The sequence below is a fragment of the Rhodococcus sp. C26F genome (genome assembly GCF_053345925.1).
In genome coordinates this window covers 13,453-39,755 of sequence record NZ_JBKFBA010000029.1, presented here as the reverse complement: position 1 = coordinate 39,755, position 26,303 = coordinate 13,453, and the positions used below count along the sequence as shown (strand labels likewise).

General features: G+C 64.5%; 24 protein-coding genes and 1 pseudogene. 17 read left to right on the top strand and 8 right to left on the bottom strand.

All coding sequences use genetic code 11. The features are described 5' to 3' along the window. The first annotated feature begins 27 nt into the window (after positions 1-27). From ACLBYD_RS22680 to ACLBYD_RS22660, 5 genes are all read left to right on the top strand, one after another. Positions 28-2,103: a hypothetical protein gene (locus ACLBYD_RS22680; protein ID WP_447818233.1), complete on the top strand. Its 2,076-nt coding sequence runs from the start codon at positions 28-30 to the stop codon at positions 2,101-2,103. Continuing rightward, positions 2,103-2,939 carry a hypothetical protein gene (locus ACLBYD_RS22675; protein ID WP_447818232.1) on the top strand — a complete coding sequence of 279 codons (837 nt, stop codon included), beginning with the start codon at positions 2,103-2,105 and terminating at the stop codon, positions 2,937-2,939. Before ACLBYD_RS22680 ends, ACLBYD_RS22675 begins: the two co-directional genes overlap by 1 nt. Continuing rightward, a complete protein-coding gene (locus ACLBYD_RS22670; RefSeq protein WP_447818231.1) occupies positions 2,936-4,537 on the top strand; it encodes an NlpC/P60 family protein in 1,602 nt (533 codons plus the stop codon). The genes ACLBYD_RS22675 and ACLBYD_RS22670 overlap by 4 nt, the downstream gene beginning before the upstream one ends. Before the next feature lie 298 nt (positions 4,538-4,835). Then, entirely contained in the window at positions 4,836-5,192 is a 357-nt protein-coding gene (locus tag ACLBYD_RS22665; protein WP_447818230.1) for a hypothetical protein, read from the top strand. Between the two features lie 12 nt (positions 5,193-5,204). Then, entirely contained in the window at positions 5,205-5,801 is a 597-nt protein-coding gene (locus ACLBYD_RS22660; RefSeq protein WP_447818229.1) for a hypothetical protein, read from the top strand. 241 nt (positions 5,802-6,042) lie between these two features. Here ACLBYD_RS22660 and ACLBYD_RS22655 read toward each other — a convergent pair whose 3' ends face one another. After that, a complete protein-coding gene (locus ACLBYD_RS22655) occupies positions 6,043-7,074 on the bottom strand; it encodes a DUF3068 domain-containing protein (RefSeq protein ID WP_447818228.1) in 1,032 nt (343 codons plus the stop codon). Positions 7,075-7,184: 110 nt separating this feature from the next. On the opposite strand from ACLBYD_RS22655, the gene ACLBYD_RS22650 reads away from it, so the two are divergent. The 3 genes from ACLBYD_RS22650 to ACLBYD_RS22640 all read left to right on the top strand — a co-directional run bounded on the left by ACLBYD_RS22650 (position 7,185) and on the right by ACLBYD_RS22640 (position 9,348). Further along, positions 7,185-7,676, top strand: a complete 492-nt coding sequence (locus ACLBYD_RS22650; RefSeq protein WP_447818227.1) for a hypothetical protein — start codon at positions 7,185-7,187, stop codon at positions 7,674-7,676. 110 nt (positions 7,677-7,786) lie between these two features. Further along, the gene (locus tag ACLBYD_RS22645; protein WP_447818226.1) at positions 7,787-8,749 is read left to right on the top strand and encodes a hypothetical protein; all 963 of its coding nucleotides are present in this window, start codon (positions 7,787-7,789) and stop codon (positions 8,747-8,749) included. Beyond that, positions 8,746-9,348 carry a hypothetical protein gene (locus ACLBYD_RS22640; RefSeq protein ID WP_447818225.1) on the top strand — a complete coding sequence of 201 codons (603 nt, stop codon included), beginning with the start codon at positions 8,746-8,748 and terminating at the stop codon, positions 9,346-9,348. Before ACLBYD_RS22645 ends, ACLBYD_RS22640 begins: the two co-directional genes overlap by 4 nt. Here the strand turns inward: ACLBYD_RS22640 and ACLBYD_RS22635 are convergent. Next, positions 9,345-9,710, bottom strand: a complete 366-nt coding sequence (locus tag ACLBYD_RS22635; protein ID WP_081314910.1) for a helix-turn-helix domain-containing protein — start codon at positions 9,708-9,710, stop codon at positions 9,345-9,347. The two genes, ACLBYD_RS22640 and ACLBYD_RS22635, sit on opposite strands and share 4 nt — an antisense overlap. 183 nt (positions 9,711-9,893) lie before the next feature. Continuing rightward, on the bottom strand, positions 9,894-10,325 hold the full coding sequence (locus ACLBYD_RS22630; RefSeq protein WP_447818224.1) for a helix-turn-helix domain-containing protein: 432 nt from the start codon (positions 10,323-10,325) through the stop codon (positions 9,894-9,896). A 290-nt stretch (positions 10,326-10,615) separates the two neighbouring features. Between ACLBYD_RS22630 and ACLBYD_RS22625 the strand changes: the two genes are divergently transcribed. From ACLBYD_RS22625 to ACLBYD_RS22610, 4 genes are all read left to right on the top strand, one after another. Beyond that, entirely contained in the window at positions 10,616-11,437 is an 822-nt protein-coding gene (locus tag ACLBYD_RS22625) for a hypothetical protein (protein ID WP_447818223.1), read from the top strand. Beyond that, on the top strand, positions 11,434-11,940 hold the full coding sequence (locus ACLBYD_RS22620; protein WP_447818222.1) for a hypothetical protein: 507 nt from the start codon (positions 11,434-11,436) through the stop codon (positions 11,938-11,940). The genes ACLBYD_RS22625 and ACLBYD_RS22620 overlap by 4 nt, the downstream gene beginning before the upstream one ends. 140 nt (positions 11,941-12,080) lie before the next feature. Continuing rightward, on the top strand, positions 12,081-12,239 hold the full coding sequence (locus ACLBYD_RS22615) for a hypothetical protein (RefSeq protein WP_447818221.1): 159 nt from the start codon (positions 12,081-12,083) through the stop codon (positions 12,237-12,239). A 349-nt stretch (positions 12,240-12,588) separates the two neighbouring features. Further along, positions 12,589-14,031, top strand: coding sequence for a hypothetical protein (locus tag ACLBYD_RS22610; protein ID WP_447818220.1), 1,443 nt, complete (start codon positions 12,589-12,591; stop codon positions 14,029-14,031). Between the two features lie 592 nt (positions 14,032-14,623). Here ACLBYD_RS22610 and ACLBYD_RS22605 read toward each other — a convergent pair. The 3 genes and pseudogenes from ACLBYD_RS22605 to ACLBYD_RS22595 form a co-directional block, all read right to left on the bottom strand. Then, a protein-coding gene (locus ACLBYD_RS22605) for an IS5 family transposase (protein WP_447818258.1) occupies positions 14,624-15,441 on the bottom strand; the annotation gives its coding sequence in 2 pieces (ribosomal slippage) (positions 14,624-15,082 and positions 15,085-15,441; 816 coding nt in all). A gap of 51 nt (positions 15,442-15,492) precedes the next feature. After that, positions 15,493-15,720: pseudogene (locus ACLBYD_RS22600) on the bottom strand (helix-turn-helix domain-containing protein); the annotation flags it as partial. A 214-nt stretch (positions 15,721-15,934) separates the two neighbouring features. Beyond that, a complete protein-coding gene (locus ACLBYD_RS22595; RefSeq protein ID WP_447818219.1) occupies positions 15,935-17,677 on the bottom strand; it encodes a PEP-utilizing enzyme in 1,743 nt (580 codons plus the stop codon). Positions 17,678-18,052: 375 nt separating this feature from the next. Here ACLBYD_RS22595 and surE point away from each other — a divergent pair, with 375 nt between their 5' ends. Next, positions 18,053-18,838 carry a 5'/3'-nucleotidase SurE gene (surE, locus tag ACLBYD_RS22590; protein ID WP_447818218.1) on the top strand — a complete coding sequence of 262 codons (786 nt, stop codon included), beginning with the start codon at positions 18,053-18,055 and terminating at the stop codon, positions 18,836-18,838. 189 nt (positions 18,839-19,027) lie between these two features. Here the strand turns inward: surE and ACLBYD_RS22585 are convergent, their stop codons facing one another. Next, complete coding sequence (locus tag ACLBYD_RS22585; protein WP_447818217.1) at positions 19,028-19,486, bottom strand: MarR family transcriptional regulator; 459 nt, start codon at positions 19,484-19,486, stop codon at positions 19,028-19,030. A 230-nt stretch (positions 19,487-19,716) separates the two neighbouring features. Continuing rightward, complete coding sequence (locus ACLBYD_RS22580; RefSeq protein WP_447818216.1) at positions 19,717-21,225, bottom strand: AMP-binding protein; 1,509 nt, start codon at positions 21,223-21,225, stop codon at positions 19,717-19,719. Between the two features lie 151 nt (positions 21,226-21,376). Between ACLBYD_RS22580 and ACLBYD_RS22575 the strand changes: the two genes are divergently transcribed. From ACLBYD_RS22575 to ACLBYD_RS22560, 4 genes are read left to right on the top strand one after another with little or no spacing between them, the layout of a single operon-like run. Then, on the top strand, positions 21,377-22,579 hold the full coding sequence (locus ACLBYD_RS22575; protein WP_447818215.1) for a cytochrome P450: 1,203 nt from the start codon (positions 21,377-21,379) through the stop codon (positions 22,577-22,579). Next, positions 22,572-24,002: an aldehyde dehydrogenase family protein gene (locus tag ACLBYD_RS22570; protein ID WP_447818214.1), complete on the top strand. Its 1,431-nt coding sequence runs from the start codon at positions 22,572-22,574 to the stop codon at positions 24,000-24,002. Before ACLBYD_RS22575 ends, ACLBYD_RS22570 begins: the two co-directional genes overlap by 8 nt. Continuing rightward, positions 23,999-24,790, top strand: coding sequence for a coniferyl-alcohol dehydrogenase (locus tag ACLBYD_RS22565; protein ID WP_447818213.1), 792 nt, complete (start codon positions 23,999-24,001; stop codon positions 24,788-24,790). Before ACLBYD_RS22570 ends, ACLBYD_RS22565 begins: the two co-directional genes overlap by 4 nt. After that, positions 24,787-26,298: a pyruvate, phosphate dikinase gene (locus ACLBYD_RS22560; protein WP_447818212.1), complete on the top strand. Its 1,512-nt coding sequence runs from the start codon at positions 24,787-24,789 to the stop codon at positions 26,296-26,298. The genes ACLBYD_RS22565 and ACLBYD_RS22560 overlap by 4 nt, the downstream gene beginning before the upstream one ends. Positions 26,299-26,303 lie beyond the last annotated feature (5 nt).

Here is a 26,303-nt window from a genome sequence, read left to right as displayed (position 1 = left end):
CTGGTAGCCCGTGTTCTGGTCGTGCTGATGCTCGCCGCGATCACACTGATCGGGATCGGCACCGGGATGGCTGCAGCCAGCGGCTTCGACTGCAAAGACGTACCGTCCCCGGAGTTCCCGAACGAGACCGTCGAGACGACCTTCGACTCGTCCAGCGCCAACCGGCCGCCGCTCGAGGGCGGGGGTGGCACGGGTTATGAAAGCTACGGCTGGGCCGGACTGAAATGGCACACCTACGATCTCGGCTGCGGCGAAGACCTGGTACGCGCTCCCGGCGCGGTCAACGACACCACCCTCGGCAACACCTTCCTCACGATCGGAAAGTCACTGGCGGCCGCAGCGTTTTGGCTCGACGACCAAACCAAGACCGGACGCGACGCACTCGACGCCGGGGTCGACTCAGCACTTGAGCAGTTCGACCGGATCGTCTACTCGATCAGCGACGGCATGCGCGGGGTCTACGGGCAATGGCTGGGGATCGCGCTGACCGTCGTCGCGGTGATCGTGCTGTGGAAATCCTTGAAGGCCGACACCGCGGGCGTCACCCGAACCTCGGCAATCGCAGCAGCCGGGCTCATGCTCGGAGCACTGATGGTCGGCGCACCACAGAAGGCAGTCCAGGTCGCCGACGACACGTTCGGCTCACTGATCACCGACACCCAGGACCAAATATTCTCGGTCCAGTTCGGGGACGGACCGGGCGGCGGCACACTCCTCGGTGGACCGACCGACCCACGCAACGTACTGATCGACCAGATTTTTCTCCCGGATTGGCGCACGGGGTGGTTCGGCACCAACTACGACCCCGCGGACACAGCCAAACTCGGTCCGAAGCTGCGTGATTCACTGGCCTTTTCGTACGAAGAACAAGAGCGCGTCAAGAACAACCCGGACGCGCAAGCTGAACTCGCCGAGCAGAAGGCCGACACGTTCCGCGAGATCGTCGCATCGCTGGAATCCGACCATCAGTTGTCCTACTACCAGTTCCAGGGCAAAGACTCCGGACGCACCTCCACCGGTTTCATCGGCATGATCAAACTCGCGATGCCGTCGATCCTGTGGATCGGCGCCTCGATCCTGAAGATCACCGCACTGCTCGCGATCCGATTCGCCATCCTGTTCGCGCCGCTGTGGGTGCCCTTCGCGATGATCGCCGGTGGCTGGCTCGCCCGCATCCTGCGCATGCTCGCCACCGCCTACCTGTGGGGCGTAGCCGGTTCGGTCATCGTCGCGCTGTATCTGATGGCGCTCGTGCAGCTCTACGTCGACGCCGACGGACAGGTGGACGGGTCCTGGCGGTTGTGGTTCATGGTGCTGCTCACCGTCGTGTGCTGGGCCATCATGCGCCCGTTCAAACGGGTAGGCCAGACGTTCACACAGAACAGCTCGAGCATGGTCAACCGCAAGGCTCGGGAGGCAAAGCGCTCCCTCAAAACGAAGGCATTCGGCGCGGCAGGGGCCGCCCTCGGCGGCCCGGGCGGGGCGATCGCAGCCAAGGCCGGCGAACGCGTGACACGAAAGAACCGCGGGCACGACGACGAGGTCGCGACGACGTCCACCGGTTTCCGGCCTGAAGGCCGCGGACTCAACAATCGTCGACAGCAAGCACTGGCCCAGGCACGAGCAGAAGCACGCACGAACAGAACTGAGCACCTGCGCCGCGGAGCGGACCGTGGAGCCGACCGGGACGCACGCATCGCCGATATCGCGGCCAGTGCCGGCCGCGATCTGGACCGGGGTAAGAAATCGTTGGGTGACAAGGACACCGAGCGGGCCGTCGCATCGGGCGCGGCCGTATGGAAACGGTTGGACAAAGACGAGGTCGAGGACCGACGTCGGGAGCGGCAGGCCCGCACGGAGCTGTTGACCGCCAGTGTCGGTCAGCGTTGGGATGGCGGGGATCGCTCGGCCATAGCACCGATGAAGGTTCACAGTCCGCCTCGCCATCGCGAGTCCGCACCCGCCACCACCAGCACCGGCACTCGTGAGTCACGGCATGCCACCCTCCGCGGTGAGCGTTCGACCGGGACCACGCCGTCCCGACCACGAGTCTGGAATGCGCCCGCCCCAGACGGTCCTACTCCGCGGGACAGGTACCTCTGATGTCTCGGTCCGGACCCAACCCCGTCTTGGCCCCTGTCCGCCGCTGGGTGCTCTATTCACGCACGAACCTGGCGGTATCGGTGGTCGGTGTCGTCGCGGTGTTGTCGCTCGTCGGCATGCTGTTCGGGGAAGATCCGCAGTCGCAGACCGCGGAGGACACGGCCACTGCAGCGCCCAAGACTCCACCTGCGGAAACGGCGAACGCGATCAGTTTCGAGCTCGACGAGGTGAGCGAGTCCCAGATGGCCGCCGCCACGGCGGCCCAGACCGCAGCCAGTGCACCGGCCACCGCGATGGCCTACGCCCACACCTTCGTCGACACCACACTCTCGGATACGCAGTGGACCTCCGCGCTCGGCCGCTACACCGTCTCCGAGCCCGAACAGGGCACCGTGGCGGCCCGGCCGCGCACTCCGGTGGTCATCACCGGACCCACGGTGAGCACTCTTGTCGCCGGCTCAGCAGGGACGCAGGGTGCACGGATCCTCGTTCCGACCCAGGCCGGAGAGATGACGGTTTCCGTCGTGGTCGAGGAGCTGTCCGATGGGACGCCACGCTGGGTGATCGACACTCCCCTGCCGACCCTCGACCTGTCCAACGTCGAGAACACTGCGCCGTCACCCACCACACCCGCGGCCCCTCAGACTTCGGCGGAGTCGACGGCACCCCGGCCGACGCCGACCTCGCCCCCGGCGTCTACACCTCAACCGAAGTCCGTCCCCAATGAGCCGGAGCAGGAACCCCTGCCGAGTCGCAACGCCGACTCTGCACCGGTGCCGGTGCCGGGCCCGATTCCGATTCCCGACCTCGACACCCCGATCCCGGGGCAGCTGTGACCATCAACGGCGCCGGCAAGGCGCTGCTGCTCAGCGGCGCAATCGCCGTCACGATCGGCCTATCTGCCTGTACGACAGGAACTCCGGTGATTCCCCACGATCCGTGCCGTACCGTCCCCACCCGCGACAGCAACTCGGAGGGGACATCGGATCTGCACATGCGTGTCTCCGGTCCGATGCAGCTACCGGTCCGCCCCGGAACCACTACCCACACATCAGGGTTCGGCCCCCGCTGGGGGACTCACCACCAAGGCGACGATCTGGCCGGACCGGTCGGAACGCCGATCCTTGCCGCGCTCGACGGCATCGTGGTCGCCGCAGGATCCACTGGTGAAGGACCGGGCGTCGGATTCGAGAACTGGGTGATCATCGACTCGAACGTCGGCGGCTCGCCTGTGAGCACCGTCTACGGACACATGTTCGCCGATGGCATTCGCGTCACTGCTGGCCAACAGGTCACCGCGGGCGAGCACATCGCCGACATCGGTAACGCCGGAAGCAGCACCGGAGCGCACCTGCACTTCGAGTACTGGCAGGGCGGAAGGTTGCAGGGCGGTACCCCGATCGACCCGGTGACCGTGCTACCCGAGATCGCCCGGCAGAACGGCGGAGCACCGTTATCCGTCGAGGACCATCACGACAGCGACAGTCACGACGATCAGGACAGCAACGTCCGGCTCGTCGCCGCGGCCCGCTCCACTGCCGACTGCTCGGGATTCGGCATGGCCAGCGGCGGCGGTCTGGCCTTCAAGACCGTACCGGCCGAGTTCGAGCCGTGGCTGCGCCGCGCGGGCGGGGTGTGCCCCGAGATCGACTCACCGCTACTGGCCGCGCAGCTCCAGCAGGAGAACAACTTCCGCTACGGCCCGAACGCCCCCGTTTCACCGTCCGGCGCGATCGGACCGGCGCAGTTCATGCCCGGCACTTGGGCCACCTGGGGCAAAGATCACGACGGCGACGGAACAGCGGACCCGAACTCGATCGGCGATGCGGTGATGTCGCAGGCGCACTTCATGTGCGCGCTCCGCCACGATATTTCCGAGATTCCGGGTGATCCCATCGAGCTGACGCTCGCGGCCTACAACGCCGGCCTCGGGGCGGTATTGCTGCATCGCGGTATCCCGCCCTACGCCGAAACACAGAACTACATCGCCAAGATCACCGCAGCCCGCGCAGCCTTCACCAACCCGCACTCGCGCGGCCGGTTCACGCCGAAGGCCTCAGGCGACAACAGCCAGGCCGTCGCGGCCGCGCGCGAATACCTGGGCACCCCGTACGTCTGGGGCGGTGGTGGCATCGGAGGTCCCTCTGGCGGAGGGTTCGATTGCTCCGGTCTGACGTCGTTCGCGGTTCACGCGGCCAGCGCCGGCACGGTCACGCTTCCTCGCACATCTGAGCAACAGTGGGACGTCGGAGTCGAGATCCCGATCGCACAGGCACAGCCCGGTGATCTCGTCTTCGGCAACTGGGGACCGAACGGGCCCGGCCACGTGGGGATCTACGTCGGCGACGGCCAGATGGTCCATGCCCCGACGACCGGAGGCGTGGTTGAGGAAGCACCCCTCCAAGCAGGGATGAAAGCCCGGCGGGTGATGTGAGGGGAAGTGTCGTTCGTGCTGGCCATCAAGCATTTTCAGGTGAATCGAAGGGATCCTTATGAAAGCAAGAAAGCTTGTCGTGGGGGTGCTGACTGTCCTGGCCGTCGGTTGGGGTGCGCATTCGTGTCTGTCGCCTCAGAAAGAAGTCGCACAATCGGTACCCGCCGACTCGGAGCCATCTATCTCCTCGACATCAGCTCCACCTACCACGACAGTGGCTTCTACTCCCGCAGCTGCGGCCCCGCCCCCGTCGCCCGCAACTCAGGCCGCCGAAGACGCAGCGAGGCAGGGTCTAGCCGTGGTGTTCACCTGGTACCCGGCCACCGACAGCACACAGAACGACGCCTACGGCCGCGCACGCGACTGGCTGACCGACTCCTTTGCCCAGCGCATGACCGTCAACGCTCGCACCGACCGCGGGCCAAGCGTGCAGTGGGCTCACTGGGCCGAGCAGCAGACGAAGGTCATCGCCGATGTCAGCATCGCATGCTCCGGCTGCCCCGAAGACACCGAGACCGTCATTCGCCGCGTAGCCACCATCAAACAGACAGCGGTGTCCGACAGCGGCACCGAGACCGTCCAGCCCGATACCACTGTGTGGGTCACGATCGTTCGCGAAGACGGCCGCTGGCTCATCGACGAAATCCGCTACTGAACCGGAGGACCTATGAAGCCCAAGAACCTTGTCGTCGCCCTGATCACCGCAGCGCTTGCAGCGGGTTTGGTCTCGTGCGGGAGCGACGAGCCGACCTCCTCTGCGCCGACCGTTGCCCTGAACACGATCGCACCACCGGCGGCCGTGTCGGTATTCGGCGGGGACACCACCGACCTGGTGTACAAAATCAACAAGCAGAACGCGACCGCCATAGTCGAGGCCGTGGAGGAACGCGGGGGCACGCCGGAGCAGGCGGTCGCAGCTCTTCTGGCAGGACAGGCCGAAACAGGCTGGACTTCCGGGTTATCTCTGCCTGCGCCAGCCACCGCGATCGCGGACATCTACGGATGGCGGTTCGCTTACAACATCGGGGCCGATTCCACGGACGCAGTGCGCGCGGCGACATACAGGTTCATGGACAACGCTGCTGGCGTGGACGTCGATCCGGGGGATCCGGTGGCGTACGCATTGGCGGTGCAGCAGGCCGATACGCGCCAGTACGTCGAGGACAAACGCATTTACACGAACGGCGAGACTGCCGCGTCGGAGTACGCAAAGGCCCAGCCCACCGCCGAGGCTGCATACGCGGAGCTGCGCAACGCTCAGTAGCGTGTTGTTCGCGATGCCAGGTCACTTCGATTGTCGTTCCTGCGAGAGCAGCCGGTCGCAACAACCTGGTGCATGTGTCACTCGGTTGGCTGGTCGGCTGACGGGCGGTGCGCGGTAGTGGCGCGCGAGGTGAAGCCCTAGGGGCGGTAGTCACGGCTGAACTGGGAGGGACTGTCATACCCCCGTGGTGGGCGACGGCGGATGTCGTCGGTGTCCGCGAGCAGCAACAGATGGACCTGCGTCAGACGCTCGCGACGTTGACCGTCGCACGCATATCGGTGGGCCTCACGGATTCATCTCTACGCGAAGTCCTCACTCCGAGGTAGATCCCACTCGCCAGCAGAGCCACACCTGCAACCGCAGCACCGATCGGCGCGTACACCGTTCCCCACAAAACGAGGCTTTTCGACGTTCGAGCGAAGGCTATTTGCTCGGCCTGGGTCTGCTCATCGAGTCTCGGAGTGACGTCGATGAGTGTGACGGCTTCCGGATCGTCGGCCTTGGCCGCGAAGAACTGCCTGTGGTGCTGCTCGACCTGGACCACGGCCCCCGAGACCGGCTCGACCCACAGATCCCGGGTGATGCTGTAGAACCGTGGCAGTTTCAGCGATCCGTTCCCTTCCCTGCCCCACACAGAGGCCGGCAGGGAGATGCCGCCTCCCACCTGCGTCGGTTCGACTTCTTGGCGGAACCGGTAGACCAGCAGACCATCCAGCTCGGTCTCCTCGACGAAATGTACGTCCCGGCTCTGCTTGAAGGTGGTGTCGAAGTAGGGATACGACTGCTTCTGTGTGTCGAATGGGAACTTGAACTGAAGACCGTCATGAACCACAGGTTCAGGTACTTTGCCCGTCTCGGTCTGGAGTGACCCCACGGGCTCATCCACCGGGAGTGCAGTCGTCCTGTCGAGGGTGGAGCGATCCACGCTGGCGTTGACGATCGCGGCAGTTCCGCTCCGATCGTCGCGCGTCATTCGAATGGCAGATTGCAGCGTAACGACGTCTTTGTCCGAGGGGTCCTCTACTGTGACTCGCTGGTTGACGGTGATTGGCACGTCATCTTCGAGGACGAGACGGCCCTGCATCAGTTCGGTCGAGTCGAGGAGCGTGGCGGTGCCCGTGGAGACTGTGTCAGCTTCAACGGTGAGAGGAATCTTCACCAACCGGTCAACTGCATACGTAGGGATCAGCACACTGACGGTCAGCAGGAAGGCTCCGATGAGGACCGCGAGGCTGGCGACGATACAAGGGGTAGGGCGGGCTCCGATAGACACTCGATGCAGCCTAACTGGCGGGTGAACACACCGACGGCCCGGGGCTGTTACAAGATCGTTATCTTTGCCTTTAGGGTGGGCAGAAGAGTTGAAGCGAGGGGAGTTCAAGCGTGGCACCGGACAGGACGGGAGTGATACGCGCCGTCGACCGGCTGTTTCGTATCGCATCCAGCGAAGAAGCACGATCACTGGAAGGTTTGGCAAACGCGCTTTCTCGGGATCGCGGCCGCCCTCTGACCATTAAGGAAAGCGCAGAACTACCCGTAGGAGTCTTCGGCCAGTGGAAGCGGAATCCTGACAACGATCAGATCCTCTATGCGAGCTGGGTTCACGCCAAAGAACGAACCATAGGACATGAGCTTGGCCACATCGTGTTAGGTCATATTGGAAGGCCCGCACTCGAACTCGCCACCGCTTTTCTTCCCGAGTCCTCACACGACCTCGCCACGCTCATGCTGGAGCGCAACTGCACGCACAAGCAGGAGCAAGAAGAGATAGACGCAGAAGCGTTCGCAAGCCTTCTCCTGCGGCGGATTTACAACAGCCGAACGGTGAACCACAGCCCGATCGTCCGGTCTCGTATCGACGAGGCCCTGGGATGATCAACGCGCTTGCTGCTGTAGCTCTATTCATCGCAGCCGTCACTCGATTCCACCGGTGGCGTGCCCGCCGTTCACTCGTTCTCGCGGGTTCTGTAGTCATCCTTGTCTGCATGTCGTTGCATATGGCCATCAATGTGCAGGTGGTTGAAGACGCAGTCCGATTTGCACTCAGCGACGGCACGCCCACCGCGGTGAAGATGCTGCTGGTGTGTGGGATCTGTGTCGGGACTGCCATCGTGTTCACAGATGTGACTGCGCAGCATGAGCGGCACAGGAGACTCCTGGTTTTTCACGTCACCACGTCAATCATGTTAGCCACGTTGGCTTTTGCCATCTTCTATCGCCAGCCGTGGCCCGACGGAGTGACCGATCGCGAGTTCGACAGAGACTACGCGTTTCTTCCGGGCTACGCCGATGGGTTGACAATCGGCATGGCATATCCGTTTCTGTTGTGCGCGATGGTCACAGTGGTCGCCATCGTCCAGGCCGACCGTCGCACGGTAACAGGACGCACTCTCCTTCTGATTGTGCCGGGTGCAGCGATCCTCACGACCTACGCTGGTCTGCGGATCGGCTACTTGGCCGCTGCACGGTTCGGAGTGGTAGAGCCGACGATCACTCCGTTGGCGATCACGAGGCTTCTCGCAGCCGCCGGCGTGTTCCTGCTCGCAGCAGGCGTGCTGACGGGCCTGGTTATGAACCATCGCCAAGCTCGGCGTGCGCTTCCGCAGTTCGCGAACCTGCATGGAGAGCTGTTGTCTCGTTGGCCCGGCGCGCAACGCGAATCCCGGCCGCACAGCTCTGATATGGAGAAGGTGGACGACCGGGCAGTCGAGGTGATGGATGCTCTCAGCCTGGAAGCAGATTTCAGTGGTGTGCCGTATCGAGATCAGCTCGACCCTGGCCGTGCTGCGGATCTAATCGCACGATGGTTGGTCACAGGGGAAGTCCCGACCGAACTCGGGCACGAGTCCATCTTATGCCCTCCGGGGGTCATCACCACCGATTGGGTGTGCTCGCTGGGACGAGCCTACGACCGAGCTACAGCCAACCAACGGAAGATGGTTTCATGACGGGCACGGATATACGTATGCGCAGCAGCACTGTTGATCGCGTTGCACGTGGGCTGACCGAGATCGGTGCACCCTGGGTAATCAACATCGTTACTTCCTTGATTCTCGGGACGGTGATCGGTGCACCGGGATGGGGTGCGTTCGTCGCTGTATGCGCGGGCGTTGTCCCGATGGGTGTCATTCTCATCGGCATGCGTGGATCTCGGATCGGTGACCACCATGTCACCAAGATCAATGAGCGTCACTTGCTGATTGCCGTGTTGCTGCTGGTTACGATTGGCGGACTGATCACTCTGGTGGTCACCGATGCTCCGCAGCAATTGGTCGGGTTCATGGCCGCCGGTCTGATCGCCTTGGCCGTCGCAGCGATTATCACCAGTATCTTCCGCTGGAAGGTCAGTTTTCATACTGGAGTCGCTGCCGGGGTGAGTGTCGTTCTGGCCATCGCCATTTCGCCTTGGTGGTTGCTGGGATGGGGTTTTACCGTGCTTGTCGGGTGGTCCCGCGTGCATCTCGGTGATCACACGAGGGGGCAGGTAATTGTCGGTGCATTACTAGGCGCGATCACGGCAGGTCTGAGTTACGCCATCATCGTTTAATCCGACTTGTTGTCCTGCTCGGTGAGACGCCGGAATGGGTCGTAGGTGCGAGCGGCGACCTGTTGCCCTTCCGAGTCGCGGAGCTGCTGGATCCAGATGATCTGTTGTTTGACTTCTTCGTAGGTTTCTTCGTCACCGAAGTAGTCCATCGGCACGCGAAAGACTCGGCAGATGTCGCGGACGACTTCGAGGCCAGGGGAGGTCCGCTTCCCACTGAGAAGCTGGGACATGTAGCCGGTGGTCATTCGGCTCCCACTGAATCGGAGCAAGTCGACCACTTCGGTTTGGGTGTAGGGACCACGGCTACGCGGATGGACGTTATCGAAGAGGAACCGGAGTCGCTCCGCGAAGGTGCTGCTCATCGAACGTTCACCTTTCATGTCGCCCCGACCTACAGAAGTCACCTAGCTTGCAATGTCTTCATGGTGTCAGCCTGTAGCGATCTAATGCAACTTGCTATTGAAAGTTGCAAACTTTAGGCTCAGCGCACACGACAGAATCGGGGGATACAAACGATGTCGGCGAACTGGAGCCGTGCTTGTCGCTTAGGCGGGCGTGCCCGCTGGGCGGCGACGCGCTCGTTCGTAGCTCGCCCGCAGTTCGCCCTCCGAGATGCCGAGCGCGGTCGACAACTTTTTCGCGAGGTTGTCGGACAAGGAGACCTCGCCGCGCTCAACACTTCCCACGAGTTGCGTGGATACTCCGGCAGCAGCGCCGAGCATCGGCTGCGTCATGCCTCGAACAACGCGCCAGTCGCCGGGGAATCGCTCGCCCTCCGGGATATCGACGAGATCAGCAATGGCGATGCCGAGGACGCCGGCGACGCGCGCAAGCAAATCGACCTGGGGAGACGCCGCGCCTTTCTCCCACCGGCGAACCGTCTCGGCTTTGATGTCCGCGAGGCGGGCGACTTCAGCTTGCGAGATACCCGCCGCCAGTCGCGCCTGTTCAAGTCTTTCGGGCCGGAACCCGCGCATTACCCGTCTACTCACCGATCGGGCCTTGGTCCTAACGCGAAGTTCGTCATCGGTAGACACTGTGCAGCCCTCTCACTACAGTATGCACGTACCGGATCGTATAGAAGTCTTGGTTTAGAAGTGGGTCAAGTGAAGGGAACGAGTTGAGACCTTGAGATGCGAACGGTCCCCCAGCTGTTAGCCCAGCTGAGGGACCGTCCAAGTAGCAAGCCGACTGTTAGCCGCAGTCGAACAAGCCAGAGGCGCACGGGTTAGCCGGCCGTGGCCTCGATGCAGATACGGAGCCTGCGATGAACAGGTTAGTTGGTGCTGGGCAGATACGCCTAGTAGCAGAGAGTCCCGCCCGTCCTGACGGAGAGACTCACGACACAATTCGTGGCAGCAAGGATCCCCACTACGTCCTCGCTGAGCACCTTCCGAATCCGGAGGGCACCGCATGCTCGTCGTGCGGGTTCACCTACTCCACGGACCGGCCGCTGTGCCTGCCCGTCGTCGAGGCGTTGCGCACGCTCACCGCACGCGCCAACACGCGCTCGTTCGGCGACTACTCGACGAACCAGCTCCGGGCGCTCGAGCGGGAACACTGCGGCACCGGCCGGTGCCGGCGATGCGGATTCGTCTACACCCCCGCCGCGCGCGTATGCCCCACTTCGCGGCGTATCGCCATCGAGCTCGAATCCCGCTTCAAAGCCCCGATGAGCGAGGTCCGCGCAGGTCAAGGTTTATGCTCCGGGAAAGGACAGGTGTGGACGGTCAGCGGGAACAAATCCGCCCCGTGGCGCCAGGCCGTCGCCGTCTGCGCACAGTGCCCGCTCCTCGCCTCATGCACCACGGAACTGGACCGCAGGCTGGCCAGCGGGGAGAAGATCTGCGATCAGATCCTTGCCGGGCGACTGTTCTCCGGTAAAGGCGACGAGATCGCTCCCGAGATGTTCGATGCCTATGCCGATCGGTGCGGAGCCAAGACCAAACGTCGAAAGCCCAAACCGAAGGCCCGACCTACCCGGCGTGCAGCGACCAAGAGGACTGCGCCCGCGTCCCCTCCCGCGCAGGATGTTCCAGCGTCCCCCGCCGACGGACAACTTGCGCTGTTCAAGGGAGCGGTGGCATGAACCCGAGCCCGCACCTGAACCTGTTCGAAGCTATCGCCCAGGGCGTTATCGAGGTCCCGGCCGGTGATGATCATCCCGCTGCGGACCGTTGGCAGTGGTTCGCCGACCTGTACAGCCACCGCACGTGGGGTCTGGTCGCTGCCATTGACGGGTTCGCCCGCCTTGCGGCCGAGCATATCGCCGCCGCCTGTCGGGACACTGCCACTGACACCGCGACAGTCGAGCAATGGCAGGCCATCGCGGAGATCACGCGCACAGCCCGAACTACCTCCCACTCCCCTGGTCTCGAGATCGCGTGGAGTGCCGTCGCCGACACCTGCACCGACGCCCTCGACCATCTCGCCGGCCGCACCTTCAGCGGTCTCGAAGCCATCCTCGGCGCACTCGATGCCATCGGGCACGAACACGAGCCCCCGATCGCGGTGTCCTTCGCCCGCGACGCGTACACCGCTTGGCAACACCGTGTAGCCCCGCCCGCGACGAGTGATCGGAATGTCGCGTGAACTCCCTGGTTGCGGTGGATCGAGACGGCCGCGAATGGGCAGTTCTTGCCGTCGATAGCGGGCTTAAAGCTCGACTCGTCCACGGGACCACCACGCCTGCCGTCCTGGACCTTGACGAGCTCGTGCACAGGTATGGACCAGTGGTTCTGTCCCCCACGTCTCTCCCGATCTCCGGCGGGTTCGTCGCGCTCGCCGACACGGTCGGTCTCGTAGCCTCCGATCCGGAAACAGCCTCGGTCGAGCAGATCAGGCAGGTCGCCGCATTCGCACAGTCGATCATCCTGCCGCACGGTTCGTAGAACCGCCTACCGGTTCCACACCCCGCGTCCCGTTCACGCGTACCTCATCCATCGAGAACTACGCACGCTCCGGCCCGGAGTCGTCACACGCACCTGAACGCCGAGGGGACTCTCCATGACTACGTAACCCGAATCCGCCGATCCGACAAATCAACAGCGCAGTGACTCAACCCAAAAGAGAAACCCACCCCCGAAAGGGTGGGTTTCACCAGGACTTCCACAGAAGGACTCGCAAGATCCTTCACCACTCGAGCGAGAACGTCTGGCAGGACGATCACGCTCTTGGGTGAGTCTCCGAAGTTTGCAGCTTCAAAGACTCTGAGTTACTGCTTCCCCGAAGGGACTTACCGTGCCAGGTACGTCTCAGGGTAGCGCACACCCTGAAACTCGCCCAACCACCTACACTTCCACCCTCGGTGCCTCCACCGACACCGATGACGTCGCCCTTCCACTTCCCCAGCCCTTTACCGACGCCGAATGGGACGCAATCGTTGCCGACGCCGTCGCGAACGTCGCCGCACTCGAAGCCTCCCAACCGCAGGACAACCCGGCCGAGGCAGCTGTGTGCGAGCTGCTCGACACCCAACCCGCACATACCCGTACCGCACTCTCGCTACCTGTCCCCGCAGGCGCGTGCGCCCGCGTCCCGACCTGGCACAGCCGCCGATACTGGCTGAGCTTGTGCGAGTGGATTGTCACCCACACCGAACGCGGGCGGACCGCCCTCACACGCCACGGCATCGCCGCACAGACATTCCTGCGGGTCTGCGCCGCACACGCCCAGTACGCCGAATCCACCACCGGACGCCACGTCTACGCATCCCTGGCCACCCTCGCCACCAAAGACAGCCTGTCGATCGACCAACTCAAACGCGGACGCCGCGTCCTCAAGGCCCTCGACCTCGGCGTCGAACTGGCCCGCGGCAAGAAACTCAACGCCGCCGAACGTGAAGCCGCTGTCCGCCTCTACACCCGTACCCACGGCCAACCCCCTGTTCGACTGCAGATCGGTGCTGCCAGCGTGTGGGCGTTGTCCGCACCTGCATGGGCTGTCGAGGCCATGCCCGCCCCGGAGAAACTGTCGAAGCGGCGGCGGCGCCGATCAACCCGCTCCACCCAAGACAGAGCCTCCGCCACCCGTCCTGTTTCACCACCCCACCACCGCTCGCCGAGTTCCGCACCCCAATCCCCTAGTGGTTCTTTATCGATGTGTCTTTCCGTCAGGAAAGATCACCAAGCGCGCACACGCGCAGGCGAACAGAACTCGACACCGACCACGCCTCGGCCGCTGGCCCTCCAGCGAGCAGCCGCCCAACTGATCGACCGCGTCCCCGCGCTACGCACGATCGTCGGCATCGACGACGCAACCGGCAGACGCCGAGGGCACATCGGATCGGTCTGCGACCTCCTACTCGACGCCGGCATCGACACCGACCGCTGGACAGGCGTCGACATCGCTCACGCCCTCAATCACGACGGCACCACTCGCGGATGGACATGGCCCACCGCACACGCAATCACCTCACCGCGACGGCTGGTGGCCTATCGACTCTCCCGCCTCGACTGGACCGGTCCCTCGCCCACCGAACTAAAGATCCACGACCGAACGCACAAGGGCGAAACCTCGACAGATGCAGCACACCGGATCATCAAGACCCGCCACCGTGCCCTCGTCGCCACCTCGATCCCCCAGGCTCGACCGGCAACCGGCGAACATCGGCGAGCAATGCGCGAACAGCTCGCGACGGACCTTGTGGCGAAGAGGATCGCTGCTGCACGTTGTGCTCGGTAAACGCGCCTACCCATTCATGCACAACAAGGAAGCGCTACCTCGGCATGCAGATACCCCTCAGCGGCAGACGGCAACCGCCTCGCGACGCGGAACCGACTGCCATACGTGCCCGCACCACACGTGCGTCGGCTCTCGGTTACCACCCTCGTCTCGACACCTCGAGCGCCCGGCGCGCACGACAGCACGCACACGACTCGTTGAAGCGGGCGTTTGCCGATATCACGGTCCTTACGTCAACCTATGCCGAGCCATCTGTGATCCGACCGAGACACGATCGGCGCACGAGATACGTCTTGAACCCATCGCTCCCACGCGCAGTAAAGCAGTAGCGGTGGGCCAAGACAGCCTTGAGCCCGTAGCGCTCGGGTGGATACCGTGGAGCGCTCCGATTCCGACCGTCCTCAACATCGACTCGGGACGGTCCTCCCGCGAGCGCCCATGCTGCCGTGCCATCGACATCGAAGACGTCAGTGAAGTGGTCGCCAGGGCGTTCATGACGGATCATTGCAACCGCCTACCGCGAGCCGTTCAACCCATTCCCGCGTCCGCTTGGTACGCGGTCAGCGACGCAGGATCAGATTTAGATGATGTCTCATTTGGTGAGCTTTTTCCAGCACGTCAGCGCGGCGGCGAGTTGGAGAGATCCGGCGAAGTGCTCGCCGTGACGTTCGTAGCGGATCGTCAGCCGGCGGTAGCCGCTAAGCCAGGCCAGGGTGCGTTCGATCTTCCACCGATAACGGCCGAGGCGCTCGCTGCTGTCGACGCCGCGACGGGCGATCCGCGGAACGATGCCCCGTGCCCGCAGCCACCGGCGGTGTACGGGGTAGTCGTAACCCTTGTCCGCCCGGACCCGGCCGGGTCGGCAGCGGCGCGGACCGCGACGCGAACGCACCGCGGGAATCGCAGCGACCATGGGTTGGAGCATGACGCTGTCGTGGGTATTTGACGAGGTCACCGCGGTGACCAGTGGGATACCATCGGCGTCGGAGAGGATGTGGATCTTCGAGCCGTTCTTGCCTCGATCGACCGGGCTGGGACCGGTCAAAGAGCCCCCCTTTTCGCCCGCACGTGCGCGGCGTCGAGGATCGCGGCGGACCAGTCCAGGTCCCCACCGGCGCCGAGCCGATCGAGGACCCGGCGGTGCAGCTCGTCGAATACCCCGGCCTTGGCCCAGGTGGTGAACCGTCTATGCGCGGTCGGAACACTGACTCCGAATGACGGCGGCAGGTGCCGCCAGGCGCAGCCGCTGGTGAGCACGTAGACCACGGCGGTGAACACCGCCCGATCGTCGAGCGCCGCCCGGCCGCCACCCTGGGGTCGGGTCCGGAAGCCGGGCAGCAGCGGTTCGACGATCTCCCACAACGCATCCGGCACCAACCGAGTAGACAACGCATCGACCACGCCATGCATCATGCCGTACACAGGATCCGATCCATACAAGACACGCTCTAAGATCCGGCCGATGGTCGAGTGGTCCAGGTCCGGGATGTCCTCGACCAGGGCGACGTGCTTCTCCAGCAGTCGCAGCGACCATCGGGCATGACCTTCTGGGGGCTGTGTGCACGCCAACGCAATCACTCTGGCCTCGATCTCGCCGGTGATCTGCGACGGCACCGGTGGGAGGTCGCGCCGCTTACGTCCGATCGTGGCTTTCACGTCTTGTCCGGTTTCAGCGAATCGCTTGGCCACCAGTCGCTCCGTCTCACCCGAGACGCCCAGTCGTGCCGCGATCAAGGACCTTAGCGCCACGGTGATTATCGACCGATTTGGGGACCCCAACAGTTTCCGGACATGTCAAGTCGCCGTGGCCGAAACAGCCACGGCGAAGCAATGAGGGTGACAATGATCGAACGGCGTTTCGGGTGGGTCGAGGGATCAACCCGTCGACCCACCCGAAGCGTGGTCAGTCGAGACCGAGAATTGTCACCACACCGGTAGCGCCGTCGACCTCGATCAGGGCACTGTCGGGGATACGTTTGGTCGCATCGGTCGCCGAAACGACGCACGGGATGCCGATTTCGCGGCTGACGATCGCTGCGTGCGAAAACGGAGCTCCCACATCGACGACCACTGCCGAGGCGGCGACGAACAGCGGCGTCCAGGACGGATCGGTGATCGGAGCGACGAGAATCTCACCGGGCTCGAGTGCGGACGGATCGTCGGGTGTGGTCAGCACGCGGGCGCGACCACGAACGGTTCCGGTGCACCCGGAGACGCCGGTGATGGTCTCCCCCACCGTCACTGTGGTGTTCGTTGCTGCCGAACGTCGCTCCCAGGTGCCGAGTGCCGGCACATCACCGGCCACGACGAAGGGAGGTTTGAAGTCGAACAGTTCCAGATAGCTGCGCTCGCGTTCGCGCACGATGTCGGTGTATTTGGCGGGATCGGCGAGATAGTCGTCGAGTTCGTCAGCGAAGAGCATGAAGATCTGTTCGATGCTGTCGAGCGCTCTCGATTCGACGCCACGTCGACCCAACTCGCGTGCGGGCAGTCGGATCTCGTGGATCACCATGGCCGCTGTGGTGCGTGCGCGCTCACGTCCGCGCTGCCAGAGGGCAGCAGCGTTGAGGGTCGCCTCGAACTGCGCCGAGGCCTCGGGGTCGGCGGAGAGGTTCTTGCGGATCGCAGCTGCCGCGCTCTCGCGTTCCTGGGCTCGGATCGCGTTCTTGCCGTCGGGGGCTTCGGCATCGTCGACCTGACGCATCCGGTCTATGGTGCCCAGCGCCAGTTCCGGTTTGACGCCCCAGGTCTGGGCCCGGATCTCCCACTCGGCCGGGCCACGGAAGTCCCAATCGGCGAGGAAATCGTCGAGGTCGGCCAGGAAGGAAGCTGCGACCGGATCGTCACTGTCCGCCAACCGGTTGTAGAGCCCGTTGATGCCCTGGTCGAACAGTGCAGCGACTTCGGGTGCCTGGGCGGCACGACTGAGGGTCCACATGCGCTTGGAGGGGACTGTCGAATCGACGTCGCCGATACCACTGACCAGGGTGAGTGCGAGTTCGGGCTTGCCGACCTCCGCGGCGACCTGGGCGATGGCCCCGAGGCCTACACCCGATTTGAGGCTGGCTTCGATGTGGTGCTTGAACAGTCGGCGCAGTAGGGGGTCGAAGGAGCAGATGCGCTCGCGTAGCTCCTGATCGGTCAGGGTTGTCATGTTTGGGCGTTCGGCGCGGAGCTTCAGGACCTCGTCGCGGTCTGCGTCGTATGCGGGCAGGCCGGTTGCCCCGATCACCTCTTCGAGCAGCCATGCGCCGGCTGTTTCTTCGAACGCGGAATCCTGGTCGAAATCGCGTTTTTCGCTGTCGTAGCTGGGGATTCCGGGCATGTCGCCGAAGTACTGCAGGTCGACCGCTTCGGGAGACATGCCGGGTACGCGGACACCGAACAGGCGCATGAGCGACATGTTGATGTAGAGGTAGCTGCCGAAGGCCGGGAGGATGTTCTTGTCGACGGTGGTGTCGTAGAGATCGTGATTCCACACCCGGCACGCGACGAAGGCATCCCGCCATCCGGGCTCGAGGCTGTGCTGGAAGCCTGCCGAAGCGTTGAGCGGGCTGATGGGGTCGGGAAAGATCTCGCCCACGTTCGCTCGCGAGTACAGCGGGAACACCTTCGAGACGGTGTCGTTGATGGGCCACTCAGCCATGCGATTCCTTCTTCCAGGACAGGAGTGTTGGGAGGGTTCGACCAGCGCCGGCACGTATGCCGACCTCAACTTTTAGCGACTCAGTATTCACATTCTTATGTGAGTCGAATCACGATGTCAAGACGTTCGATGTTGCGAGTACGCACACCGATACCGCGCTGCGCAATGCAGGCGCCTGCAACCGGAAGCGGCATGACCCGCACTCACCCCGATTCTTTCCTTCATGACCTCCAGCGCTTGCGGGCCATCCCGCATCATTCCCGAAACCCGACGGACGAGCGGGTATGGACAAAAGTGTGAACGGTCAGTCACAATCTTGGCAGTGCCGATTGCTGACGTCCGAGCGCGGAGGTCGGCGGGAAGGAGAGCGCTCGGATGCGCATTTTGGTGACCAACGATGACGGGATCGACGCGCCGGGGTTGCATGCGCTGGCTCAGGCCCTCGCCGCAGACGGACACGAACTGATGATCGCGGCACCGGACGTCGAGTACAGCGGAAGCGGCTCATCGCTCGGGACACTCGAACACGGTGCTGAGATTGCATACACCCAGCGCAACTTCGATGCACTTCCGAACGTCCCGGCGATCAGCCTCGAGGCACCTCCGGCCTTCGCCGTGTTCTGTGCCTGCGCCGGCATCTTCGGACCACCACCGGAACTGGTCGTCAGCGGAATCAACCCCGGTCACAACACGGGCAAGATGATCATGTATTCGAGCACGGTGGCCTCAGCGCTGAGCGCAGCGGGGTTCAACGTGCGCGGCCTTGCGGTCAGCTGCGGATTTCCCCCCGACCACCGCTTCGACACCGCCGCCACGATCGCGGTAGAAGCTGTGCGATGGATGATCGATCGCAGCGCGCCGCGGACCGTGCTCAACATCAACGTGCCGGATGTCGACCTCAGCGAGGTGAAGGGCGTGCGTATGGCCCCCCTGGCATCACGAGGTCTTCTCGGATTGTCCTTCGACAAGGGCCCGGATGTGATCCGGCTGCTGCGCTACGCCAATACCGAACGCCTGGGGACCGATACCGATTCTGCGCTGGTCCGGGACAGTTACGTCGCGGTCAGTGCACTCGGGACAATCGATGCGCTCGAGCCGATTCCGGATGTCGCCGCCTATCTCGAAGCCGGTTTGCCCATCGCATCGGCACTCGAGATCTGATCGGTGTGCTCGGCCGCGCAGGCGAAGGGTCTGCCGGACGGCCGCTCCGGCGCGGCGCCCGCAGCCAGCACCGTCCATCGCCCCTGCCGACCGCNGCACGCGGCGTCTTCGAGGTATCCCTCTTCCGGTGAACGAGAAGGTGCGGGGTCAGTCCCTTGCCGGACCGACCCCGCACCTTCTCGTAGCAGCTCAGCCTTCGTCCGCCGCCCCACGGACGCGGCCCGAACTCAGGATGAGATCTTCGTGCAGTTCCATCCAGATGTCGTGGTAGCTGTCATAGAGCGGGCGGGCGAACGCGGCGTTGTCCCCGCCACGGATCCGCTCGAGCGCAGCGGACAATCGCGGTAGGTATCGACCGAACCGAGGCAGAGATTCCGCCAGTTGCTGCAGCGGCGGACGCAGCGCCGCGTCGGTGGTGGCGAGCTGTTCGATGATCTGCGCGTCGTATGCCGCGTCGGTGTGATCGTTGGGCTGGTCGTCACTGCGCATCTGCCAGCGCTGGCACACCTGCTTGAACTCGGAATTGACCGGCAGGAAGACAGCATAGAACTCGTCGAGGGCATCCGCCGCCGAACGGGTCTCGTCGTTCTCAGCGAGGAGCCGGCGGTGTTCTTCCTTACCGGCGGGCGTGAGCATCGAACCGGCCATGCGACCTTCCCTGCGCACGACGAGACCCTGTTCGACCAAGGAAGTCAGCAACTCCGGCAGATCGCCGACGGGCACCCCGGACAGAGCGCTTAGAACAGCGTCGTTGGCCAGCCCTTTCACGCGCAGCGAGTGAACGATGTCGAACGTCGACGGCTGATGTTGGGTGTGGACCATCTCGAAGCTCCTGGTGATCGAAGGTGGTGGCCGGTCGGCACGATACGAGTCCGTGATTAGGAACCGACCAGATACAGCGAGCGAAGTGCTTTCTTGTTGAGTTTTCCTGTCGGGAGGCGGGGAAGATCGTCGACGAAGTCGATCGATTTCGGTGCCTTGTAGGCTGCCAGCACGCTCTTGCAGTGATCGATCAGGGCGGCGACGGTGTCGTCGTCTGCAGGCACGTTCTCGTGCAGCTCCACCACGGCCTTGACCTGTTCGCCGAATTCCGGATCCGGAACGCCGAATACTGCGGCGTCGGCGACTGCGGGGTGACGCAAGAGCGCCGCTTCGACCTCTTCCGGGTAAATGTTGACCCCGCCGGAGATGATCATGAAGCTCTCGCGGCCGACGAGGTAGAGATATCCGTCCTCGTCGAGGTATCCCCGATCGCCCATACTCTTCCAGGTGCTGGGCGCGGTAGCGTCCCGGTCGTTGACGTAGGCATTCGACGTCGGCGGTTCGAACCAGACCCGCCCGATTTCATCGGGTCCGAGCGGATTTCCGTCGTCGTCGGTGATATGAACCTGGGTCCCGCCCAGGGGACGGCCGACAGAGCCGGGGCGCTCGGCAGACTCCCGAGCGGAGATGTAGGTGTGCCCGTAGCCCTCGGAGGCGCCGTAGTACTCGTGCAAGATGGGTCCCCACCACTGGTTGATCCGGTCTTTGACGTCCACCGGGCAGGGAGCGCCGGAAGTGACCGCCGTCGTGTGGGTGGGTGAGAGTTCGATCGAGTCCCGCTCGGGTAGGCGCAACATGCGCAGCAGCATGGTTGGGACCCATTGCGAGTGGGTGACTCCATGCACCCTGATGGCCTCCAGGGCAGCAGCAGGATCGAACCGCTCCATGCACACGACCGTTCCGCCGGCTGCCATGGTCATCAGCTGGAAGGTGAAGGGGGCAGCGTGATAGTTCGGCGCGGGTGAGAGCAGTACCGTCGTGCCGCCGATACCCAACTCGGCGGCAAGCCCCGCGTGCCGCACCGGTGCCTGCGAGGGATGGACATCGAGGAGCTTCTGCCGAAACGCTTTGGGCCTACCGGTGGTGCCGCCGCTGTAGAGCACGCGGGCACCGAAGCGCTCGTCGGCGATCGGAGTGCGCGGGTGTTCCGCGAGCGCTGCGGCTACATGTTCAAAGTCGGTGCCGGGGTCTGTACACAACACCACTGTGTCGTGCCCGGCGGGCAAGGCGGTGGCCACGGTGTCCGCGAGCATCGCGCTGGTGACCACTACGGCCGGTGCCGCCTCCTCGAGGATCGCCGACAGCTCTCCTGCAGTCAGGTGCCAGTTGACCGGGGTCACGAACAGTCCGGAGCGCATTCCGGCGGCCACGACCACGGGCCATTCGATGCGGTTCTCCATCATGAGTACGACACTGTCCCCGGTACGCACGCCGCGCGTGCGTAACAGGTGGGCGAGCTGATTGGATTGCTCGTCGAGCTGGCGGTACGTCAGCGACGCACCCGAGCCGGCCATGACGAAGGCGAGCGAGTCTGGGTGCTCGGCTGCGATGGTGGGTGGATACACGGGGCCTCTTTTGCGAACGATTCGTCACATATTGATCTCAGGCTACAAGTGGATTCATAGTCTTACAAGGGGTGTTCTCAAACTGCTCGACTTGTGGTTTAGTGAAGTTGTCGTCACAAACCACGTGACCTCGGCCACGGGAGGTATCCACATGACCACCAGCAGCGACATCGACCTGATGAACCTGCAACCTTTCGCAACCGGATACGCCGACGAGATCTTCAAAGACCTCCGCGACCACGATCCGTTGCACTGGAACGCCGAACCGGACGGTCCCGGTTTCTGGTCGGTCACCCGCTATGCCGATGTCAAGGCCGTCGCCTCCGACTACGCCACCTTCACCGTCACCGAAGGCACTCAAATCGCCAGCCGCCGGGCCGAAGGCGAGGGAGCCCGCAGCATTCACCACGTCGATCCCCCGGAACACGGGCCGTTGCGCAAAATTGTCACCCCCTCCGTCCGTCCCGCGAAGGTCAAGAACCTGACCCCGGACATCGAAGCCGTCATCGACGAATTACTCGACAAGACCGTCGGCGCAGGTCCGCTCGACTTCGTCGCCGAAATCTCCTCCCAGCTCCCGCTGGTGATGATCGGCCGCCTGCTCGGCGCCCCCCTCGAGGACTGCCCACACCTGCTGCGCTGGACCAACCAGATGGCCTCGGAGGACCCCGACTATTCCGAGGGACCCGAAACGGCGGTGCGCGCCCGCGACGAAGTCTTCACCTACTTCCGAGGCCTCGAGCAACAGCGCCGAGCCTGCCCCGCCGATGACCTGGTCAGCATCCTGACCGCCGCCGAAATCGACGGCGTTCCCCTCTCCCGCGGCTACCTCGACGCCTACTACCTCATCCTGATGGTCGCCGGAAACGAAACCACCCGCAATCTGCTCTCCGGTGGTGTGCTCGCGTTGCACGAGAACCCCCAGTGGTGGCAGATGCTCCGCGAAAATCCCGGCAAGATCCGCACCGCCGTCGAGGAGATGGTGCGCTGGGTCTCCCCGGTGCTGTCGATGCGCCGCACCGCCACCCGAGACGTCGAGATGCACGGCAAGACCATCAAAGCCGGCGACAAGGTCGTCATGTGGTTCTGCTCGGCCAACCGCGACGAACGCGCCTTCGACGACCCCCACGTCTTCCGACCGGACCGATTCCCCAACGAGCACGTGGGATTCGGCTGGGGTGAACATGCCTGCCTCGGCGCCAACCTCGCCCGCCTCGAAGCCAAGCTGTTCTTCACCAAACTCGTCGAGCGCGGCATCGACATCTCGGTGATCGGCGAACCGAAACGACTGCAGAGCAACTTCTTCCGGGGCATCAAGACCCTGCCGGTAACCCTGGAGCAGACCCATGGCTGATACCTTCGCCCCTGCCCGTTGCCTGATCGACGGTCAATGGTCCACTCCCCCAGGACCAGTGGTCGAGGTGATCGACCCCTTCACCGAGACGGCCATCGGACAGGTCGCCGATGCCGGAGCCGAACTCGTGGACTCCGCGGTGCGCTCCGCCCAAGCGGCCCACCGGTTGTGGTGCCGCACCGACGTCGACGAACGCGCCGCCGTCCTCGAGCGGACCGCAGACCTGCTCGAACGCGACGCGGAAACGATCGCCGCGGTGGTGACCCGGGAGATGGGCATGCCGATCTCCCTGGCGCGTGTCACACAGGCCGAACTGCCGGCCGCGGTGCTACGCGCCACCGCCCGAGCAGCACGCACCCTCGACTGGAATACCGACATCGACGGTGCCACCCTGCTGCGCCGCGGCAGCGGCGTCGTCGGCGCCATCACCCCGTGGAACATGCCCGTCCACCAGATCGTCGCCAAAGTGTCCGCCACCCTGGCCGCCGGTTCGACCGTGGTGCTCAAGGCATCGGAGATGACCCCCTACGACGCCGAGATGCTGGCGGGACTGTTCCTCGAGGCAGGACTGCCCACCGGCGCGTTCAACCTCGTCACCGGCGTCGGGCCGACCACCGGTTCGGCGCTGGCCGGACACGACACCCTGGCACACATGTCGTTCACCGGCAGCGTCACCGCCGGCCGCGCCGTTGCCGCGCTCGCCGGGCAAGCATTGACCCGCTGCACCCTGGAACTCGGCGGCAAGTCCCCCGCCGTGATCCTGCCGGATGCAGACCTGCCCACGGCAATTCCCGGCTCCATCGCTTCCGGTCTGGTCAACTCCGGTCAGGCCTGCAATGCCCCCACACGTCTTCTGGTGCCGCAGTCTCTGGTCGCCGAGGTCACCGACCTCATCCGCACTGCGGTCGCCGAGCACACCCTCGGCGATCCCACCAATCCGGCGACCAAGCAAGGACCACTGGCCTCCGCCCGCCAACGAGACCAAGTCCTCGACTATGTCGCCGGCGCCGTCGACGCAGGCGGAGAACTACTCACCGGGACGGGCAAGCCCTACGACGGATCGGCCACCGGTTTCTTCGTCGAGCCGACCGTCATCACCGGCCTGGATGAGAACGCCCGGGCCGTCCGAGAAGAGATCTTCGGTCCCGTGATCGCACTGCAGACCTACACCGACATCGACGACGCCGTACGGATCGCCAACGACAGCGCGTACGGACTGTCCGCGGAAGTCTGGTCCGGTGATACCGACCGGGCCCGCGCCGTCGCGAGCCACCTCGACGTCGGCCAGGTCAAGATCAACGGCGTACGCACCCGCACACGCCCCGCGGTGCCGTTCGGCGGAGTCAAGAATTCCGGCTACGGCCGCGAACTCGGTGCCCTGGGAATCGAAGAGTTCACCGATGTCACGGCGGTGATGGCATGAACGCCCCCGTCGTCGTCACCGGAGCCGGCTCCGGGATCGGTCTCGCCGTGGCCGAACAACTGCACCGGGCCGGCACACCGGTCATCGGGCTGGATCGCCGTAGCTGCCCGCTCGACGGTGTCCACACCGTCGAGTGCGATCTTTCCGACCCGGCGTCGATCGATGCCGCAGCAGCAGAACTGCCCACGGTGATCGCAGCACTGGCGAACGTCGCGGGGGTACCCGGCACCGTTCCGGCGCAGACGGTACTTGCCGTCAATCTGCTCGGCGCCCGCCGATTGACCGAGACGCTGCTCCCGCGGATGGCCGGCGGTTCCGCCATCGTCAACGTCGCTTCGGTTGCAGCCAATCGCAATACCCAATCCCCCGAAGCGATCGACGAACTTCTGCGAGTACGGGACATCGAAGCGTTGGAACACTGGCTGCGCGCACATCCGCTCGACGGCCCCGCCGCCTATGACACCTCCAAACGGGCACTCGTCGACTGGACCCAACTCCTCGCCGCGAAACTGACCGGGCGCGGAATCCGCGCAGTGTCCGTCAGCCCCGGCCCCGTCGAAACACCCATCCTCGCCGACTTCGAGGTCAGCATGGGCACCGAAGCGATGCAACGATCCCAGGCCGCCGTGGGCCGACACGGATACCCCCACGAGATCGCGGCAGTCGTCGCGTTCGCGCTCTCCCCCGCCGCGTCCTGGCTCAACGGCATCGACATCCCCGTCGAAGGCGGCCTGTACGCCACGCGCGCCGCCGCCAATTCCCCCGTATTCGAAGGACTCACACCATGACTTCCTCCGCGCCGACCTCACCGGTGACTGCCGTGTCCGATGTGATCTTCCTCGACGGCACCTTCCCCGGCAGCCGAGACCTGCTCGGCGGCAAGGCATACAGCGTCAACAAGATGCAGGCGATGGGACTGCCCGTTCCTCCCGCCTTCGCATTGCCGACCCACGTGTGCGCGATCTACCACGACAACGGCCGGGCCCTGCCCGAACCGATCTGGCAGGACGTCCTCGAGCAGTTGCACCGGCTCGAAGCCGACACCGGACGTACCTTCGGGGCAGGACCGTCGCCTCTGCTGGTCTCCGTGCGCTCGGGTGCTGCCCAATCCATGCCCGGCATGATGGACACCGTCCTCAACCTCGGCCTGACCCCCCAGCTCTGCCGGGTCCTCGCCGACGAAACCGGCGACCGGCAGTGGGCCGACGACACCTGGCAGCGGTTCCGGCACAGTTACGCCTCCATCGTCGCCGGCGATCCCACCGCCGAACCACCGGCCGATCCATTCGAACAGCTGCGGGCTGCGATCGGCGCGGTATTCGACTCGTGGACCAACGACCGAGTCAAGGCCTACCGCGCCCGCCACAACCTCGGCAGTGGGGCCGGGACCGCAGTAACGGTGCAGGCCATGGTCTTCGGCAACCGTGACGAGCACTCCGGCACCGGCGTGATGTTCAGCCGCAACCCCGCCACCGGCGAGAACACGCTCTACGGCGAGTGGCTGAGCCGAGCACAAGGCGAAGACGTCGTCTCCGGCGAAAAGACCCCGTCCCCGCTTCCCACAGTCTCCGAAATCCTGCCGGAGATCTATCCGCAACTCGAACAGGTTGCCACGATCCTCGAGCATGAACACCGCGACCTGGTGGACATCGAATTCACGGTCGAAAGTGGCCGCCTGTATGTCCTGCAGTGCCGCGCCGGCAAGCGGTCTCCTCGCGCAGCTGTGCGTATCGCGGTCGATCTGGTGCGAGAAGGCGTCATCGAGCCCAAGGAGGCCCTCGCCCGTATCTCGCCGGAGCAGGCAGCCGCGCTGGCCGACAATCACGGTGTGCACGAGCACCACCTGGTACTCGCATCCGGTATCGGAGCAGGCCCGGGTGCCGCGGTCGGGCACGCCGTCACCGATGTCGACGAAGCACGCACCCTCGCCGAGGCCGGCACACCGGTCGTCCTGGTCCGGCCGTCGACAGCTCCCGACGACGTGCCCGCAATGTTCGAGTCCGTCGCCGTGGTCACCGAACTCGGCGGCAGCACCTCCCATGCAGCGCTGGTGTGCCGCGAGATCGGTCTTCCTTGTGTGGTCGGCGCCGGAGCAGGCACGATGACGGCGCTGGCCGGACGCGTGGTTACCGTCGACGGCGCCTCCGGAACCGTCTACGACGGTGATGCGCTGAACACCGACCACTCCGGCGCCCGGGACGAGCACCTCGACGAACTGCTGAGCTACCTGCCCGGCCCGGTGCCGGCCGAACACCCACTCGCCCCTTTGACCAACACGGATCAGGAGCGCGCCTAGGATCT

Excerpts from the sequence above, each read along its gene's own strand:
- ACLBYD_RS22680 (WP_447818233.1), top strand. The coding sequence starts at position 28 with ATGCTCGCCGCGATCACACTGATCGGGATCGGCACCGGGATGGCTGCA.
- ACLBYD_RS22675 (WP_447818232.1), top strand. The coding sequence starts at position 2,103 with ATGTCTCGGTCCGGACCCAACCCCGTCTTGGCCCCTGTCCGCCGCTGG.
- ACLBYD_RS22660 (WP_447818229.1), top strand. The coding sequence starts at position 5,205 with ATGAAGCCCAAGAACCTTGTCGTCGCCCTGATCACCGCAGCGCTTGCA.
- ACLBYD_RS22645 (WP_447818226.1), top strand. The coding sequence starts at position 7,787 with ATGTCGTTGCATATGGCCATCAATGTGCAGGTGGTTGAAGACGCAGTC.
- ACLBYD_RS22640 (WP_447818225.1), top strand. The coding sequence starts at position 8,746 with ATGACGGGCACGGATATACGTATGCGCAGCAGCACTGTTGATCGCGTT.
- ACLBYD_RS22635 (WP_081314910.1), bottom strand. The coding sequence starts at position 9,710 with ATGAGCAGCACCTTCGCGGAGCGACTCCGGTTCCTCTTCGATAACGTC.
- ACLBYD_RS22630 (WP_447818224.1), bottom strand. The coding sequence starts at position 10,325 with ATGCGCGGGTTCCGGCCCGAAAGACTTGAACAGGCGCGACTGGCGGCG.
- ACLBYD_RS22625 (WP_447818223.1), top strand. The coding sequence starts at position 10,616 with ATGAACAGGTTAGTTGGTGCTGGGCAGATACGCCTAGTAGCAGAGAGT.
- ACLBYD_RS22620 (WP_447818222.1), top strand. The coding sequence starts at position 11,434 with ATGAACCCGAGCCCGCACCTGAACCTGTTCGAAGCTATCGCCCAGGGC.
- ACLBYD_RS22595 (WP_447818219.1), bottom strand. The coding sequence starts at position 17,677 with ATGGCTGAGTGGCCCATCAACGACACCGTCTCGAAGGTGTTCCCGCTG.
- surE (WP_447818218.1), top strand. The coding sequence starts at position 18,053 with ATGCGCATTTTGGTGACCAACGATGACGGGATCGACGCGCCGGGGTTG.
- ACLBYD_RS22585 (WP_447818217.1), bottom strand. The coding sequence starts at position 19,486 with ATGGCCGGTTCGATGCTCACGCCCGCCGGTAAGGAAGAACACCGCCGG.
- ACLBYD_RS22575 (WP_447818215.1), top strand. The coding sequence starts at position 21,377 with ATGACCACCAGCAGCGACATCGACCTGATGAACCTGCAACCTTTCGCA.
- ACLBYD_RS22570 (WP_447818214.1), top strand. The coding sequence starts at position 22,572 with ATGGCTGATACCTTCGCCCCTGCCCGTTGCCTGATCGACGGTCAATGG.
- ACLBYD_RS22565 (WP_447818213.1), top strand. The coding sequence starts at position 23,999 with ATGAACGCCCCCGTCGTCGTCACCGGAGCCGGCTCCGGGATCGGTCTC.
- ACLBYD_RS22560 (WP_447818212.1), top strand. The coding sequence starts at position 24,787 with ATGACTTCCTCCGCGCCGACCTCACCGGTGACTGCCGTGTCCGATGTG.